Annotated in this window: 14 protein-coding genes, 1 tRNA gene and 2 pseudogenes; 15 read left to right on the top strand and 2 right to left on the bottom strand. The window is 39.9% G+C overall.

Annotation, left to right across the window (positions count from 1 at the left end; genetic code table 11):
- The first annotated feature begins 173 nt into the window (after positions 1 to 173).
- From eno to HMPREF2574_RS01245, 4 genes and pseudogenes are all read left to right on the top strand, one after another.
- Entirely contained in the window at positions 174 to 1,478 is a 1,305-nt protein-coding gene (gene eno, locus HMPREF2574_RS01260) for a surface-displayed alpha-enolase (protein ID WP_003029634.1), read from the top strand.
- A gap of 78 nt (positions 1,479 to 1,556) precedes the next feature.
- A complete protein-coding gene (locus HMPREF2574_RS01255; RefSeq protein WP_024051661.1) occupies positions 1,557 to 2,297 on the top strand; it encodes an NAD-dependent protein deacylase in 741 nt (246 codons plus the stop codon).
- Between the two features lie 132 nt (positions 2,298 to 2,429).
- A pseudogene (locus HMPREF2574_RS01250) lies at positions 2,430 to 3,103 on the top strand (SatD family protein).
- Positions 3,096 to 3,775: pseudogene (locus tag HMPREF2574_RS01245) on the top strand (DUF3307 domain-containing protein). Before HMPREF2574_RS01250 ends, HMPREF2574_RS01245 begins: the two co-directional pseudogenes overlap by 8 nt.
- Positions 3,776 to 3,868: 93 nt before the next feature.
- Here the strand turns inward: HMPREF2574_RS01245 and HMPREF2574_RS01240 are convergent.
- A complete protein-coding gene (locus HMPREF2574_RS01240) occupies positions 3,869 to 4,714 on the bottom strand; it encodes a DegV family protein (protein ID WP_070812083.1) in 846 nt (281 codons plus the stop codon).
- A 133-nt stretch (positions 4,715 to 4,847) separates the two neighbouring features.
- Between HMPREF2574_RS01240 and HMPREF2574_RS01235 the strand changes: the two genes are divergently transcribed.
- The 4 genes from HMPREF2574_RS01235 to nt5e all read left to right on the top strand — a co-directional run bounded on the left by HMPREF2574_RS01235 (position 4,848) and on the right by nt5e (position 8,895).
- On the top strand, positions 4,848 to 5,432 hold the full coding sequence (locus HMPREF2574_RS01235; protein ID WP_070583900.1) for a TetR/AcrR family transcriptional regulator: 585 nt from the start codon (positions 4,848 to 4,850) through the stop codon (positions 5,430 to 5,432).
- A 17-nt stretch (positions 5,433 to 5,449) separates the two neighbouring features.
- Positions 5,450 to 5,917 (top strand): deoxycytidylate deaminase, encoded by a 468-nt coding sequence (locus HMPREF2574_RS01230; RefSeq protein WP_003024408.1) that lies wholly within the window; start codon positions 5,450 to 5,452, stop codon positions 5,915 to 5,917.
- A gap of 47 nt (positions 5,918 to 5,964) precedes the next feature.
- Positions 5,965 to 6,600: a tetratricopeptide repeat protein gene (locus HMPREF2574_RS01225; RefSeq protein WP_070241638.1), complete on the top strand. Its 636-nt coding sequence runs from the start codon at positions 5,965 to 5,967 to the stop codon at positions 6,598 to 6,600.
- Positions 6,601 to 6,759: 159 nt separating this feature from the next.
- Positions 6,760 to 8,895, top strand: coding sequence for a cell surface ecto-5'-nucleotidase Nt5e (nt5e, locus tag HMPREF2574_RS01220; protein ID WP_070812082.1), 2,136 nt, complete (start codon positions 6,760 to 6,762; stop codon positions 8,893 to 8,895).
- Between the two features lie 37 nt (positions 8,896 to 8,932).
- Here the strand turns inward: nt5e and plsY are convergent, their stop codons facing one another.
- The gene (plsY, locus tag HMPREF2574_RS01215; RefSeq protein ID WP_024051653.1) at positions 8,933 to 9,580 is read right to left on the bottom strand and encodes a glycerol-3-phosphate 1-O-acyltransferase PlsY; all 648 of its coding nucleotides are present in this window, start codon (positions 9,578 to 9,580) and stop codon (positions 8,933 to 8,935) included.
- Positions 9,581 to 9,762: 182 nt separating this feature from the next.
- On the opposite strand from plsY, the gene parE reads away from it, so the two are divergent.
- The 7 genes from parE to HMPREF2574_RS01185 all read left to right on the top strand — a co-directional run bounded on the left by parE (position 9,763) and on the right by HMPREF2574_RS01185 (position 16,753).
- On the top strand, positions 9,763 to 11,712 hold the full coding sequence (parE, locus tag HMPREF2574_RS01210) for a DNA topoisomerase IV subunit B (protein WP_024051652.1): 1,950 nt from the start codon (positions 9,763 to 9,765) through the stop codon (positions 11,710 to 11,712).
- Positions 11,713 to 11,723: 11 nt separating this feature from the next.
- Positions 11,724 to 11,882, top strand: a complete 159-nt coding sequence (locus HMPREF2574_RS10515) for a hypothetical protein (RefSeq protein ID WP_024051651.1) — start codon at positions 11,724 to 11,726, stop codon at positions 11,880 to 11,882.
- The gene (locus tag HMPREF2574_RS01205) at positions 11,866 to 12,240 is read left to right on the top strand and encodes a hypothetical protein (RefSeq protein ID WP_024051650.1); all 375 of its coding nucleotides are present in this window, start codon (positions 11,866 to 11,868) and stop codon (positions 12,238 to 12,240) included. The genes HMPREF2574_RS10515 and HMPREF2574_RS01205 overlap by 17 nt, the downstream gene beginning before the upstream one ends.
- Positions 12,241 to 12,669: 429 nt before the next feature.
- Positions 12,670 to 15,126: a DNA topoisomerase IV subunit A gene (gene parC, locus HMPREF2574_RS01200; protein ID WP_070812081.1), complete on the top strand. Its 2,457-nt coding sequence runs from the start codon at positions 12,670 to 12,672 to the stop codon at positions 15,124 to 15,126.
- A 122-nt stretch (positions 15,127 to 15,248) separates the two neighbouring features.
- Positions 15,249 to 16,286, top strand: coding sequence for a branched-chain amino acid aminotransferase (locus HMPREF2574_RS01195; protein WP_224784207.1), 1,038 nt, complete (start codon positions 15,249 to 15,251; stop codon positions 16,284 to 16,286).
- 103 nt (positions 16,287 to 16,389) lie between these two features.
- Complete coding sequence (locus HMPREF2574_RS01190) at positions 16,390 to 16,620, top strand: DUF2969 domain-containing protein (protein WP_024051647.1); 231 nt, start codon at positions 16,390 to 16,392, stop codon at positions 16,618 to 16,620.
- 52 nt (positions 16,621 to 16,672) lie between these two features.
- Positions 16,673 to 16,753: transfer RNA gene (locus HMPREF2574_RS01185), tRNA-Tyr, on the top strand.
- The last annotated feature ends 73 nt before the right edge of the window (positions 16,754 to 16,826 follow it).

Raw genomic sequence — 16,826 nt, 5'->3', positions numbered from 1 at the left:
AAGTTAGTATAACATACTTTTTTGAAATTTATCCAAGAAACATTCGGAAATATAAAACGCTTACACAGAAAATTATCGCAAATTTCATAGAAAGGCACGATTTTTCCTTGAAAAAAACTGATTTTTAAGGTATGATAGGAATGTAAATAAAATAACTCAAAGGAGAGTAAAAAATGTCAATTATTACTGATGTTTACGCTCGCGAAGTCCTAGACTCACGCGGTAACCCAACACTTGAAGTAGAAGTTTATACTGAATCAGGTGCTTTCGGACGTGGTATGGTTCCATCTGGAGCTTCTACTGGTGAACACGAAGCAGTTGAACTTCGTGATGGTGACAAATCTCGTTACGGCGGTCTTGGTACACAAAAAGCTGTTGACAACGTAAACAATATCATTGCTGAAGCAGTTATTGGTTATGACGTTCGCGATCAACAAGCTATTGACCGTGCAATGATTGCACTTGACGGTACTCCAAATAAAGGTAAATTGGGTGCAAACGCAATTCTTGGTGTATCTATTGCTGTAGCGCGTGCTGCTGCTGATTATCTTGAAATCCCACTTTACAGCTACCTTGGTGGATTCAATACTAAAGTTCTTCCAACTCCAATGATGAACATCGTCAACGGTGGTTCTCACTCAGATGCTCCAATCGCTTTCCAAGAATTTATGATTGTGCCTGCTGGTGCACCTACATTCAAAGAAGCTCTTCGTTGGGGTGCTGAAATTTTCCACGCTCTTAAGAAAATCCTTAAATCTCGTGGTCTTGAAACAGCTGTTGGTGACGAAGGTGGATTTGCTCCTCGTTTTGATGGAACTGAAGATGGTGTAGAAACTATCCTTGCTGCTATCGAAGCTGCTGGTTATGTTCCTGGTAAAGATGTATTCCTTGGATTTGACTGTGCATCATCAGAATTCTACGACAAAGAACGTAAAGTTTATGATTACACTAAATTCGAAGGTGAAGGAGCTGCAGTTCGTACAGCTGACGAACAAATAGAATATCTTGAACAATTAGTTGACAAATACCCAATCATCACTATCGAAGATGGTATGGATGAAAATGACTGGGAAGGTTGGAAGAAACTTACTGAACGCCTTGGTAAGAAAGTACAACTTGTTGGTGATGACTTCTTCGTAACAAACACTTCTTATCTTGAAAGAGGTATTAACGAAGGATGTGCTAACTCAATCCTTATTAAAGTTAACCAAATCGGTACTCTTACTGAAACATTTGATGCTATTGAAATGGCAAAAGAAGCTGGTTACACTGCCGTTGTATCACACCGTTCTGGTGAAACTGAAGATTCAACAATTGCTGACATCGCAGTTGCAACTAACGCTGGACAAATTAAGACTGGTTCATTGTCACGTACTGACCGTATTGCTAAATACAATCAATTACTTCGCATCGAAGATCAACTTGGTGAAGTAGCTGAATACCGTGGTTTGAAATCTTTCTATAACTTGTCAAAATAATTCAGTTATAATATGAATCGGCTAGTTCTGCTAGCCGATTTTTTCTTTAATAATATTGGTAACTTTTAGGAGGGCGATATGGACAAGATTGAAGAACTGGCTCAGAACATTCAAAGTAGCCAAAATATTGTATTCTTCGGTGGTGCAGGTGTTTCAACTGAATCTGGTATTCCGGATTTTCGCAGCTCAAATGGTATCTACAATATTGAGTTAAACCAGCATTTTTCAGCAGAACAATTAGTTTCGCATACGATGTTTGAACGTTATCCAGAACAGTTTTTTGACTTTTACAAGAAATATCTTATTTATCCTAACGCTAAGCCAAATGTAGCCCATGAATATTTAGCTTATCTAGAAAAGCTAGGGAAATTAAAAGCAATTGTTACCCAGAATATTGATAGTTTACACGAGATGGCAGGAAGCAGGAACGTATTAAAAATTCATGGTAGTGTGGACCGAAATTTTTGTACCAATTGTCATCGTTTTTATGACTTAGAGGATTTTTTGAAATTGCCGGGAATCATTCCTTATTGCGAGGCTTGTGGTTGTGTAGTTAAGCCAGATGTGACTCTTTATGAGGAACCGTTAAATATGGAAGTTTTTTCTCAAGCTATTCAGGTTATCAGTCAAGCTGACCTACTCATCATTGGCGGAACATCGCTAGTTGTTTATCCAGCTGCTAATTTGGTTCATTATTTTCAAGGACGGCACTTAGTTGTTATCAATAAATACAATGTACTACAAGATAGTCAAGCTGACTTAGTCATCAAGGGCAAGATTGGAGAAGTGCTGGATAAGGCATGGAAAGTAATGGGGTAGTCATTTTCAAATCAAATGATGGTTTCAATCATGTGCTTAGCTGTATTTTTTAGAGATAGTAGATTGAAAAATGTCCTCCATGACGGAAATTTTTTAAAATTTCCATTATAATAGACAAAAAGAGGTGAGAAGATGATGTACATTGCTCTTATTGGAGACGTTATTGAATCAAAAAAATACAAGACCGAGCGCAGGCGCAACAGAAATTGTTGCAATTGATGAAAGAGTTGAATCAGCAATATCAGAAATATTTAGTTTCTCCCTTTACAGTCACAGCTGGCGATGAATTTCAAGCTTTGTTTTTACCAAATTCGGATATGTTTCAAATCATAGAACAGCTTTCTATAGCATTTGCTCCTTATGAAATTCGATTTGGGATTGGTGCTGGAGACATGATTACAGAAATTAACAAAGAACAAAGCATTGGTTCTGACGGTCCGGCGTATTGGCTCGCGAGAGAAGCGATTAATTATGTTCATGATAAGAATGACTATGGCATCAATCACATTTCGGTTTCTTTGGCAGACTAAGAAGTCGGTCAGACAATCAATGCTATTTTAGCTGCGTGCTCTTTTATTCAGTCCAAGTGGACAGATGTCCAATATGATGTCCTCAAACAATTACTAGCTGAAAATATATACGATGAAACATTTTCGCATAAAGAAATGGCAAAACTACTTGGTATCACTCCAAGTGCTTTCAACAAACGTATCAAGGCGAGTGGGTTAAAAATTTATCTCAGAAATAAACGAGTTGCTATGAACTTGATGTTAAATGCGATAGAGAAGGAGGAGAAACATGTCTAATTTGTGGGGATTTTCAGACTATTTTGTAAACATCCAATCTTGTTGTTAACCTTATTAGCGCATGTTTTAGCTGATTTTCAATGGCAAAGTCAAAAAATGGCAGATTTAAAATGTCGAAAATTGCCTTATTTATTGCTGCATTTAGCCATTGTTTTTCTTCCGTTGCTGATTTTGAGTACCTTTTTCCCGAAAAATATTATTTACTTTATCGCTGTTTGGCTTAGTCATGTAGTTATTGATTTCCTGAAATACAGGCTCAACACGTTTATAGAAATAAAGAAACTCACAAAGCACGTTTTCATCATTGACCAACTCCTTCATTTGATTTATATTTTTCTATTTTATGCTTTATTAGCTAATAAAATCAACCCACAATGGCTGAAAAATGGAGCGTCAGTTGCTCAACCCCTCCTTTTCTTAGCAATCGTTGGCAAGCCTGTTAATATTTTATTTAAGCTTTTCTTCAGTAGGTATCAGTCAAAGGGAGATAACCAAGACACTATAGCAGGTGCAGGGGCGATGATTGGGATTTTAGAGCGTTTTATTATGGCTTTGTCTCTTATATTTGGGCAGTTCGCTTCCGTTGGCTTAGTCTTTACTGGTAAGTCAATCGCACGGTATAACAAAATTTCTGAAAGTCAGTCCTTTGCAGAATACTATCTCATTGGCTAACTTTTTAGCATGATTAGTGTGTTAATTGTTTTTGGTTTGCTTTATTTGTAATATAAAAACTGTAGTTTAGTGATTGACTACAGTTTCGTTATATTATTGAATTTCATAGCCCATGAGGAGACCATTTTCTTCAGCATAAAAGCTACAAAGTCCAGAAGTCGGGATGACTTCAATAACAGCTTGTGGGAATCTTTTACGAACCATTTCGGAAAATTGCTGGCAAAACTTGGGATTATTTCGATGAGCAATAATGATTTGTCCACCGGCACAGCCTTCTTTGATGAGTTCATCAAAAGCTGCGACTAGTGATTTTTTAGCACCACGCGCCTTTTGAAGCAACTCCAACTTGCCGTCTTGACTGGCTTCGCCGACCATACGAATATTCAGTAATCCTACAACGGCTCCAAGTAATTTGCTCAGCCGTCCGTTTTTGACTAAATTGTCAACTTTTGCAAGAACGAAAAGCAATTTTGTCTTGGTTTGATAGGTTGTAATTTCTTTTATGACTTCTTCATAACTTAAACCTTGACCGATAAGAAGATTAAGCTTTTTGATAATCAAATCATTTTCACCGCCAGCAGAAAGAGTATCAATAATGTGGATATTCACGTCAGGATGGTCTTCAAGATAGAGTCTTTTAGCCACTTGTGCGCTATTATAGCTTCCTGATAGGGTTCCTGTAATGGTGACCACAAAAATATTTGAAGCTCCATCAAAAGCTTTCATATAGTCATCTGGACTAGGGCAAGCAGACTTTGAAGCCGAAGAAGTGGTATACATTTTTTCCATCATATTATCAATATTGAGCTGAGCATTATCTATAAAGATTTCATTGCCCACTTGAATGGTCAGAGGAACACTTTCAAATAAGGTGTCAACAGCAAGGTTTTCGATAGTTCTATAATCACAGCCTGAATCAGCTACAATTTTCCAAGTCATTCAATTCTCCTTTAGTGGGATGATCCCTTAATTAGACATTGACAAAAGGTTTGCCTTTTTTTACAATTATATCATGGAAACATCGCTTTAGAAAGCCTTTACAGTCGGTTGTTACATGTAGAAAGAAAATGTTATGTCGGAACGTAAAATATCGAAAAAATCTTTAGAAAATCTAAAAATATCAAATCGGGAATCTAACCGAATTACAAAAGAATCCTTAGAAATCTCGCTATTGCAATTGTTAGAAAAGAAAGAGTTGACCAAAATTACCATTTCTGAATTAGTAGAGAGAGCGGGTGTCTCGCGAGCAGCTTTTTATCGAAATTATGATTCAAAAGAAGCAATTTTACAAGAGATTTTCCAACGAACAGTACAAAAGATTACCGATAAATTGGAACAATTCAATATGAGAACCGAGCTTTATCAAGTGTGGCTGTTCTTGTTTAAAGAAGTCAAAAAAGAAGCACAAATCCTTAGCTTAGCAGTGGATTATAATTTAGAAAAACTGTTGACAAGTGCTGTGTTTGATATGTTAGAGCAACAAAATTATTCCAGAAAAGAGGCTTCAACGTACATGAATTCTTTTTGGAGTTCGGCAGTGGTTTCTGTTTTGATTAAATGGATAAAAGACGGTATGAGGATTCCAGCAGAGAAGATTGCATCGCTCGGACTTCCGCTTTTTCCACATCGAAAAAATGATAAACTGAGTGATAAGTAAGAAAAGAAGGTGACAATATGGCGACAAAAAGATTGGCTTGGGACGAATATTTTGCAGCACAAGCGCTCTTGATTGCAAATCGCTCAACCTGCAAGCGAGCAAGTGTTGGTGCAGTTATTGTAAAGGATAATAAAGTTATATCAACAGGATATAATGGATCTGTTTCAGGAACGGAGCACTGCATCGATCATGAATGCCTGATAGTTGACGGGCATTGTGTGAGGACTTTGCATGCAGAAGTAAATGCAATTTTGCAAGGTGCAGAGCGTGGAATCCCAAAAGGATTTACTGTTTATGTCACACATTTCCCTTGTCTCAATTGTACAAAGCAGCTCTTACAAGTTGGTTGCAAGCGAGTGGTTTATATCAATCAATACCGTATGGATGATTATGCGCGCTATTTATATAGCGAAAAGAAAGTTGAGCTAGTACATTTGCCAATTGAAAAAGTAAAAGAAGCAATCTCGGAGACTGATTTGATATAACTTTTAAAGTGTGACTTTTGTTTTCTATGAATAAAAGGAAAGAAATTATGACAGAAGAACAACTTCAAAAAGCCTGGCAAGCATTGTTTGACGGGCAATATCAGCTTGCCAAGCAATTCGTTTATCAAATAGACCAAGATAGTTATAGTACACTGAATTTAAAAGCTTATATTGCTTTGGAAGAAAATGATTTTCAGTTGGCTCGTCAGTTTTTAAAAGACTATTATGCTCAAGCTGTGTCTGAAAAGAATCTGGAAGAACAGCATGTAGGCTTACATCAATTAGCGATGGTCGAACGAGAAGAAGAGCATTTTCAAAAGGCTTATGACTTGATAATGGCAGAAGCTGCAATTATTACAGAGAATTTCCCTGATGATGTCCTAAAGACATCGGTCAATTTGTACGAACAGGGGTATTTAAAATTCAAACTTGGAAATATTCACCTTGCAGAAGAACCTTTGCAAGAAACATTAAATTTAGCGTTGCAGACAGATGATTTAGTCAACCATGCTTGTGCTTATCGCGCCTTGGCTGAGGTAAGATTAGCTAAGGGAGATATAAAAATGGCTAAATCTGATTCTCAAAAAGCATTGGCGTGTTTTGAAAAAGCAGGTGATACCGTTGGAGCAGCAGGACTGAAGGACTTAATGACACAGATAAACTCACAAGATAGAAGTTTATAAATAATGTTTGTGAAATAAGATATTCTAATGTAAAAGTTAGAATATTTTTCTTTTTAGAACAATTTTAGCGAACGATAAGATAAAGTTTGCTTAATAAAGTTTTATTTTACCAAAAAATCTTGTATAATAGAATCAAAAAAGAATAAAAGAGGATTGATTATGAAAAAGAAAAAATTCATTATCCCCATTTTGTCAGCATTGCTAATTGCTCCAGCAATTTTAGCACATCAGGTTTCTGCTGATGCTGTAGATCCAACTGCTTCAACAGCACCTGTAGAGCAAGTAGAAGTTCCTAAAGAAAATCAGTCGGTTGCCCCTACGATCGCTCAAGGAGATTCAGCAGTTTCGCCTGCTACTGAAGCTTCCACGGAGAAAGTAACAGAAAAGAGTGAGAACAAACAAGTTGAAACTTCTGTAACTCCAGCCGCTCAAGCGGTTGCTGCACCTACAACTCAATCTGAAAAAGATACGGTTATTCTTCATACAAATGATGTACACGGTCGTATTGTGGAAGAAAAAGGAGTCATTGGCGATGCTAAATTAGCAGCAGTCATTGAGCAAGAACGTGCAAATACTAATCAAACAACACTTGTTGTGGATGCAGGCGATGCTTTTCAAGGGCTTCCGATTTCCAATAGCTCAAAAGGAGAAGAGCGCGCGAATATTTTAAATAAGATTGGCTATGACGCAATGGCGGTCGGAAATCATGAATTTGACTTTGGTTTGGATGAGGTGAAAAAATACAAAGAAATTTTGAAATTCCCTCTTCTTAGTGCCAACACTTATGTCAATGGAGCACGTCTTTTCCAAGCTTCTACGATTGTTGATAAAGACAAGAATGTTGTGGGAGATGAATTTGTGGTTATTGGGGTGACAACGCCAGAAACTGCAACAAAAACACACCCACGCAATGTTCAAGGGGTTACGTTTACAGATCCAATTTCAGAAGTCAATAAAGTCATTGAAGAAGTGGAATCTCGTGCGAAAGCGGAAGGTAAAACTTACAAACATTATGTCGTTTTGGCGCATTTGGGTGTAGATACGACGACACCAGTTGAATGGCGCGGTTCTACCTTGGCAGAAGCATTATCAAAAAATCCTTTGCTAAAAGGAAAACGTGTGACGGTGATTGACGGGCATTCACATACTGTAGAATCAGTAACCTATGGAGACAATGTTACTTATAATCAAACAGGTAGTTACTTGCATAATATCGGAAAAGTAACATACAAATCTGGTCAACTTCTAGGAAATCCTCAACAAATCTCAGCTGATTCAGTGAAAGGAATTACTCCAGATCCAGCTATTCAGCAATTAGTAAACAAAATCAAAGAGAAATATGACCAAGAAAACGCAAAAGTGGTCGTTGCTAATAGCCCAGTTGAGTTAAATGGCAATCGGGAAAATGTGCGTGTGCGGGAAACCAATCTTGGAAATGTCGTAGCAGATGCGCTCTATGAGTACGGGCAAACAGGATTCAGTCATAAGACAGACCTTGCTGTAACTAACGGCGGCGGACTTCGTGAAACAATTGCGAAAGGAAAACCAATCACCAAAGGAGATATCATTGCTGTTCTACCATTTGGTAATACCATTACTCAAATAAAAGTAACTGGGCAAAACATCGCAGACATGTTTGCTAAGTCTTTAGGTTCTATTGTACAAGAAAAAGACGGCAAACCAGTCCTAGATGAAAATGGGCAACCGTTACTTGAACCAAGCGGCGGTTTCCTACAAGTTTCTGGAGCAAAAGTTTATTATGACACTACCTTGCCAGCCGATAAGCGTATTCTTGGCATTGAAATCAAAAATCCTGAAACAGGAAAATACGAAAAATTAAATCTCGCAAAAACTTACTATCTTACAACCAACGATTTCTTGGCTGCAGGTGGTGATGGTTATAGTATGTTGGGCGGGGCTCGCGAAGAAGGTCCTTCAATGGATGTGGCTTTTGCGGACTATTTAGCAAAAACAGACTTAACAGCTTATGCGGTTGTCAATCCTAATTCACGAACTATCTCAATCTCAACTGCACAATACAAGAAACTTCAGGATCAAGCTGCTAACCAAGTGAAGCCAAATGAAACTGGAGAAAAAGAACTTGTGCCAGCAGTCCAAACAAATACAGCTCAAAGAACGGCAACGATTCCAGTCAATGTACATAAACAATTTATGCCTTCAAGTCAAAAGAGCTTGCCAGAAACAGGTACAACAGATACTACCTTTATCAGTTTATTTGGCTTTGTTGTTGGACTTTTAGGATTATCCAGATTTAAAAAAGCTCACAAAGAATAGAATAAAAGGAAGCTAAGATTTTTTATCCTAGCTTCTTTTATTTCTGTTTAGGTTGTTGTTTTGTGATATTCAATCCGAAGGGAATGAGGTTTTCTTGTTTCATCCGAATTCGCTGGATATTATCTTTGTGTCGAACGATAATGATAAGCGCTAGTGCGAGCACAATCACGGTAAAGAGTACATCATAACGTGGCAAAAGAAAGCCAAATAGTGGGAAAATTAAGACTCCCAGAATAGCGGAGGCAGCAGCTGTCACACTTGAAAAGGAAATCATACTAGTCAGATACAAGCAGCTGAAAAAGATGACAGCTAAATAAGTGAAGAAAGTCGGTGAGAAGCCCAGAATGGCACCTGCACTGGTTGCCACGGCTTTACCGCCTTTAAATTCAGCAAAAATGGGGAAGGTATGCCCAAGAACGGCTAAAAGTCCAAAAACGAGAGGAGAAATACCGTTGATATGAAGGAAAAATGGCAATAGTGTCGCAAATGTCCCTTTAAAAAAGTCAAAAATAAAGGTGATGATGCCTGCTTTTTTTCCAAGGACACGAAAGGTATTGGTCGTCCCTGTATTTCCGCTGCCGTATTCTCGGAGATTTTTCTTGTAAAATACTTGTCCAATCCAAAGCCCGGCAGGGATTGAACCAATCAAATAAGCTACTATCAATGTAAAAACTATCTTTATCATGTTTTTATTATACCATGAATTTTGATTTTGATAGTTGAACGACCAGAAATATTTTATAAAATTTGTCTAGGCTGAAAAAATAGCGGTGAGAAGCAGAAAGAATACACTATTTTCTAAAAATCTTTGCAAAATTCACTAAAAACTTGTAAGATAGAAAGGATGAATGATTCAGGAGGTTCCTTGTGGCAAAAAAGGAAATCAATATTAACAATTACAATGATGATGCCATTCAAGTATTAGAAGGATTGGACGCGGTTCGTAAACGTCCTGGTATGTATATCGGCTCAACCGATGCAACTGGGCTTCACCATTTGGTCTGGGAAATTGTTGACAATGCAGTTGACGAGGCTCTGTCTGGCTTTGGCGATAAGATTGACGTGACGATTAACAAAGACGGGAGTTTGACTGTAGCAGACCACGGTCGGGGAATGCCGGTCGGTATGCACGCTATGGGAATCCCGACAGTGGAAGTCATCTTTACAGTGCTCCACGCTGGGGGTAAATTCGGTCAGGGGGGTTACAAGACCTCTGGGGGGCTGCACGGTGTGGGTTCTTCTGTGGTCAATGCACTGTCTAGTTGGCTGGAAGTTGAAATCACACGTGGCGGAACGGTTTATCGGCAACGATTTGAGCAGGGTGGCAAACCTGTTACCAGTCTGGAAAAGATTAGCAAAGCTCCTAAATCAAAAACGGGCACAAAAGTGACCTTTATGCCAGACGATACGATTTTCTCAACGACAGATTTCAAATACAATACCATTTCGGAGCGGCTCAATGAATCAGCCTTTCTCTTGAAAAACGTTCACCTTTCTCTGACAGATGAGCGAACGGGCGAGTCTGTTGATTTTCATTATGAAAATGGGGTGCAGGACTTTGTCAGCTACTTGAACGAGGACAAGGAAACTTTGACACCAGTTCTTTATTTTGAAGGAGAAGAGGGTGGTTTTCAAGTGGAAGTGGCTCTCCAGTACAATGACGGTTACTCAGACAATATCCTATCGTTTGTAAATAACGTCCGCACCAAGGACGGCGGAACGCACGAGACGGGGCTTAAATCAGCTATTACCAAGGTCATGAATGACTATGCAAGAAAGACTGGATTGCTGAAAGAAAAGGATAAAAATCTGGAAGGTTCTGACTACCGTGAGGGCTTAGCGGCTGTTCTTTCTATCTTAGTTCCAGAAGAGCATTTGCAGTTTGAAGGACAGACCAAGGACAAGCTGGGCAGTCCGCTTGCTCGTCCTGCGGTGGATTCGATTGTGTCAGACAAGTTGACTTTCTTCCTCTTGGAAAATGGGGAATTGGCATCTAATCTCATCCGCAAGGCGATTAAGGCGAGAGATGCGCGCGAGGCAGCCCGCAAGGCGAGAGATGAAAGCCGAAGTGGCAAGAAAAACAAAAAAGACAAGGGGCTTTTATCTGGAAAGCTAACGCCAGCTCAATCCAAAAACCCAGCTAAAAACGAACTCTATCTAGTCGAAGGCGATTCGGCAGGTGGCTCTGCTAAGCAAGGACGCGACCGCAAGTTTCAGGCGATTCTGCCCCTACGTGGTAAAGTCATCAATACTGCCAAGGCTAAAATGGCAGATATTCTTAAAAATGAAGAAATCAACACCATGATTTACACCATTGGTGCGGGTGTTGGTTCGGACTTCTCTCTCGAAGATGCCAACTATGACAAGATTATCATCATGACCGATGCCGATACGGACGGCGCCCATATCCAAACGCTCTTGCTGACCTTCTTTTACCGCTATATGCGCCCACTCGTAGAAGCGGGGCATGTCTATATCGCTCTGCCTCCTCTTTATAAAATGTCCAAAGGCAAAGGCAAGAACGAGGTTGTCGAGTATGCTTGGACGGACGGTGAGCTAGAAGACCTGCGCAAGAAATTTGGCAAAGGTGCCACGTTGCAGCGCTACAAAGGGCTTGGGGAAATGAACGCCGACCAGCTCTGGGAAACCACCATGAATCCTGAAAACCGCACCCTCATTCGCGTCACCATTGACGACTTGGCCCGTGCCGAGCGCCGCGTCAATGTCCTCATGGGTGACAAAGTCCCACCTCGCCGTAAATGGATTGAAGATAATGTCAAGTTTACGTTGGAGGAGAGTGGAGAGATGGTGTTTTAGGAGAAGAATATATGGATATACAAAAATTTATTTCTGCTTTAGTTGGAACTGCTGGGTTGGATTTAGATAAGTTTTTAGCGGGATTGGGAATAGACGAAAAACTTGAATATCGGAAAATTCAAACCGCAGTAGAATATTTTAAAGAATTATATATTGAAGAGACATGGTGAGAATCCGAGTTATGATGGTATAGCCAAATTTTGGAAAGAAAATCAAGTTTTTGAAGAACTTGTGAAGATTCGCTATTTATTGAATAGTAAGTATGACAGTTATGAAGGGTTTAAAAATCACCTCAAAACAGAGAATAGTAACCAAGATTTTAATAGTTCTCTGTTATTTGAATTGATGGATGAATTGGACAAATACTTATCTGATACAGTAAAGGATACTTCCAATCTTACGCAAGCTGATATTGCAGTACATAACGAAATGCATGGGCAAACTAGGGATAGAATTGATCACTTGTCAGAAAAAATTGACAGCCTTACTCAGAGAGTTACAGAAAATAACAAGACTCTCGACAACTAGAACAAGAAAAAACAAAAAGTCTTTCCCTCAATAGTGATTTTAATGCCGAGACGGAAGTAGATATAATAAAAAGAATATTGCAAGAAGATTTTCCTATCGGAAATTATAAAACGAATCTTCAAAATTTTTTTCTGATGGGTATAAAAATTATTATCCGGTGAAGAAAAAAGAACAAGATTTTACGTTTGACGAAAAATTTACTTCCATTGAGCAACATTATAATGGCGTTGCTCATTCATAAGAGATGCCTCTTACATCAGGGAGCATTAAAAAAGAAAATTACAGAAAGGATAGTTTGGTTGTATAGCAACTGAACACGGGACTAAGACTTAGAAAAAAGATAAATCGATTGGAGTTCATCGAACCCTGCATCGATTTCCTATTTTTCTACAGAAATTTTCGGCAAGCCGAAACGTCCCTTTGTATTTTATGAGTAACATTCAAAATATGTCCTTGGAGGACATCATGGGAGAGCGTTTTGGACGCTACTCCAAATACATCATTCAAGAGCGGGCTTTGCCCGACATTCGTGACGGACTCAAGCCTGTGCAGCGTCGGATTCTTTATTCGATGAACAAGGACGGCAATACCTTTGACAAGGGCTACCGCAAGTCAGCAAAGTCTGTCGGAAATATCATGGGGAATTTCCACCCGCACGGTGATAGCTCCATTTACGACGCCATGGTACGTATGTCTCAGGACTGGAAGAACCGTGAGATTTTAGTGGAGATGCACGGAAATAACGGTTCTATGGACGGCGATCCGCCAGCCGCTATGCGGTACACCGAAGCTCGCCTGTCTGAGATTGCGGGCTACTTGCTCCAAGACATCGCAAAGGACACCGTGCCCTTTGCTTGGAACTTTGACGATACGGAGAAAGAACCGACCGTATTGCCTGCTGCCTTTCCCAATCTTTTGGTGAATGGGGCGACGGGGATTTCTGCTGGGTATGCGACGGACATTCCGCCTCACAATCTGGCAGAAGTCATAGATGCGGTGGTGTATATGATTGATCACCCCAAAGCCAAGGTTGACAAACTCATGGAGTTTCTGCCGGGGCCTGACTTCCCAACGGGGGCCATTGTGCAAGGGCGAGATGAGATTAAGAAAGCCTATGAGACTGGAAAGGGTCGCGTTGTCGTGCGTTCTCGGACGGAGATTGAAAAGCTCAAAGGCGGCAAAGAGCAGATTGTTGTCACTGAGATTCCTTACGAGATTAACAAGGCTGTTCTGGTCAAGAAGATTGATGACGTTCGGGTCAATAATAAGGTAGCTGGTATTGCGGAAGTACGGGATGAGTCTGACCGTGACGGGCTTCGTATTGCCATTGAACTGAAAAAGGATGCCAATACCGAGCTGATTTTGAATTATCTCTTTAAATATACGGATTTGCAGGTCAATTACAATTTTAACATGGTGGCGATTGATCATTTTACACCGCGTTTGGTAGGGATTGTGCCGATTCTGACTAGTTACATCGCCCACCGAAAAGAGATTATTCTGGCGCGTAGTCGATTTGACAAGGCAAAAGCAGAAAAACGCCTGCATATCGTAGAAGGCTTGATTCGAGTGATTTCTATCTTGGATGAAGTGATTGCGCTCATTCGTGCGTCGGAAAATAAAGCTGACGCCAAGGAAAATCTCAAAGTCAGCTATGATTTCACCGAGGAGCAGGCAGAGGCTATCGTCACTCTCCAACTTTATCGTTTGACCAATACAGACGTGGTGATTCTGGAGGAAGAGCAGGCGGAATTGCGCGAGAAAATTGCCATGCTCTCAGCCATTATCGGTGATGAGCGGACCATGTACAATCTCATGAAGCGTGAACTTCGCGAGGTCAAAAAGAAATTTGGCAATCCTCGTCTTAGTGAATTGCAAGATACGGCTAACGCCATTGAGATTGATACGGCTAGTCTGATTGTGGAAGAAGAAACCTATGTCAGCGTCACTCGTGGGGGCTACCTCAAACGCACCAGTCCACGTTCTTTCAATTCATCAACGGTTGACGAGGTCGGCAAGCGCGAGGACGACCGTCTGATTTTTGTCAGCTCGGCGAAAACCACTCAGCACCTTTTGATTTTTACCAATCTTGGAAATGTCATCTATCGACCGGTACATGAATTGGCAGACATTCGCTGGAAAGAAATCGGGGAACACCTCAGCCAGACCATTACCAATTTTGAGACGAATGAAGAAGTCATCTACACTGAGTTAGTAGATAATTTTGACGAAGGCACTTATTTTGCGGTAACAAAACTAGGGCAAATCAAGCGCGTAGAGCGAAAAGAATTCAGTCCTTGGCGCACCTATAAGTCCAAGTCTGTTAAATTTGCTAAATTAAAAAATGAAGACGACCAAATTATCACACTTTCTCCAATCAAGCTAGACGATGTTATGCTAGTGACCCAGAACGGCTATGCCTTGCGGTTCAATATCGAAGAAGTACCAGTTGTGGGCGCTAAGGCAGCAGGTGTCAAAGCTATCAATCTCAAAAAAGATGATGTCTTAGCAGCAGCTTTTATTGCCAATACTGATTCATTTTATATCTTGACCCAGCGCGGAGCACTCAAGCGAATGGCAGTTGCAGATATTCCTGTGACCAGTCGAGCAAATCGTGGCTTGCAAGTGTTGCGCGAGCTGAAGTCCAAGCCACATCGTATTTTCCAAGCAGGTCCTGTCTTTGGAGAGCAACCTGCAGAACTAGACCTCTTTAGTTCAGATCATCCAACGGCAGAAGAAGAGCAGATTCTTTCTATTGTTTCTAACAAAGGAACGACTTACCAAGTGAATCTTGCTGACCTCGGTTTGTCTGAAAGAACCAGCAACGGTAGCTTTATCTCTGATACTATTTCTGATGAAGAAGTGTTCTCTGCGAATATTAAATAAGTGAAAATCAGTCCAAGCGGCTGATTTTTTGTTCAGGTATAAACTGAAATTAAAAAATTTTCAGAATTTTGCAAAAAAACTATTGAAAATATCTAAAAATAGTGTAAAATAAAAATCATAAAATTAAAAAGGAGAATGTTATGTCAGTAAATCTTGATTGGGAAAATCTTGGTTTTTCCTATATGAAATTGCCTTATCGCTATCTTGCTTATTATAAAAATGGTCAGTGGGAAAAAGGAGAATTGACCGAAGATGCTACTTTGCATATGTCCGAATCTTCTCCTTGCCTTCATTATGGGCAACAAGCCTTTGAGGGAATGAAAGCCTATCGCACGAAAGACGGTAGTGTACAGCTATTTCGTCCAGATCAAAATGCAAAACGTCTGCAACGCACCTCAGACCGTCTCTTGATGCCGCAAGTTCCGACTGATATGTTTGTTGATGCTGTAAAGCAAGTGGTTCGTGCAAATGAAGAATACGTCCCGCCGTACGGAACGGGAGGAACCCTTTATATTCGTCCGCTATTGTTAGGTGTTGGTGACATCATCGGTGTTAAACCAGCAGATGAATACATTTTCACCGTGTTTGCCATGCCTGTTGGAAATTACTTTAAAGGGGGCTTGATTCCAACAAACTTTATCGTTTCTGACAAGTATGACCGTGCTGCTCCTTATGGAACAGGTGCTGCTAAAGTCGGCGGTAACTACGCAGCAAGCTTGCTTCCAGGACAAATGGCGCATGAAAGGAAATTCTCTGATGTTATTTATCTAGACCCAGCTACTCACACGAAGATTGAAGAAGTGGGATCTGCAAACTTCTTTGGAATTACCAAAGACAACGAATTTGTAACGCCGTACAGCCCATCTATCCTTCCTTCTATCACAAAATATTCTCTTCTATACCTAGCAGAACATCGTTTGGGCTTGAAAGCTATCGAAGGAGATGTGCCAATTGATGATTTGGATCGTTTTGCTGAAGCAGGGGCTTGCGGTACAGCAGCGGTCATCTCTCCAATTGGTGGTATTCAGCACGGTGACGATTTCCATGTCTTTTATAGCGAAACAGAAGTTGGACCTGTCACTCGAAAACTCTATAATGAATTAACCGGTATTCAATTTGGCGATGTTGAAGCACCAGAAGGTTGGATTGTAAAAGTTTAAAAATTTTTGAAGCTATCTCTCGATTGAGGTAGCTTTTATTTTCACGTAGCACTTGCTAGTTTTTCTATTTTTTTGTAAAATAGAAACTTGAAAGAGGTATATGATGAGTAAAAAAGATAAAAAGATTGAAATCCAATTGGCAGATAGCAAAGTTAAAATAGGAACTGACCAGTACGAAGGTTATGTTTTATCTATTGGTAAAAAAGTCATTGGTCAAATTGCTGAGTTAGACGGGCAATTTGCTATTATAAAAAACGAAAATGTTGATAGTTTTTATAAAAAAATTGAAAATGCCGTGGAAAAATTGATTGAAACCTATAATTTGGGGAAATAAATGCTTGTGTTTTCTCTTCATCAATGGTATAATAAATACTGTTGATTATGCAGGAGAGGTAGCGAAGAGGCTAAACGCGGCGGACTGTAAATCCGCTCCTTCGGGTTCGGGGGTTCGAATCCCTCCCTCTCCATGAGCGTACTTAGTTTTTAATGGTATGACCACGTTCTTTTTGGGGTATAGCCAAGCGGTAAGGCAAGGGACTT

This window comes from Streptococcus sp. HMSC034E12 (assembly GCF_001835915.1).
Lineage (GTDB): Bacteria > Bacillota > Bacilli > Lactobacillales > Streptococcaceae > Streptococcus > Streptococcus vaginalis.
Note: the sequence above shows the minus strand (reverse complement) of the source record. Positions and strands in the feature narration are given on the sequence as shown.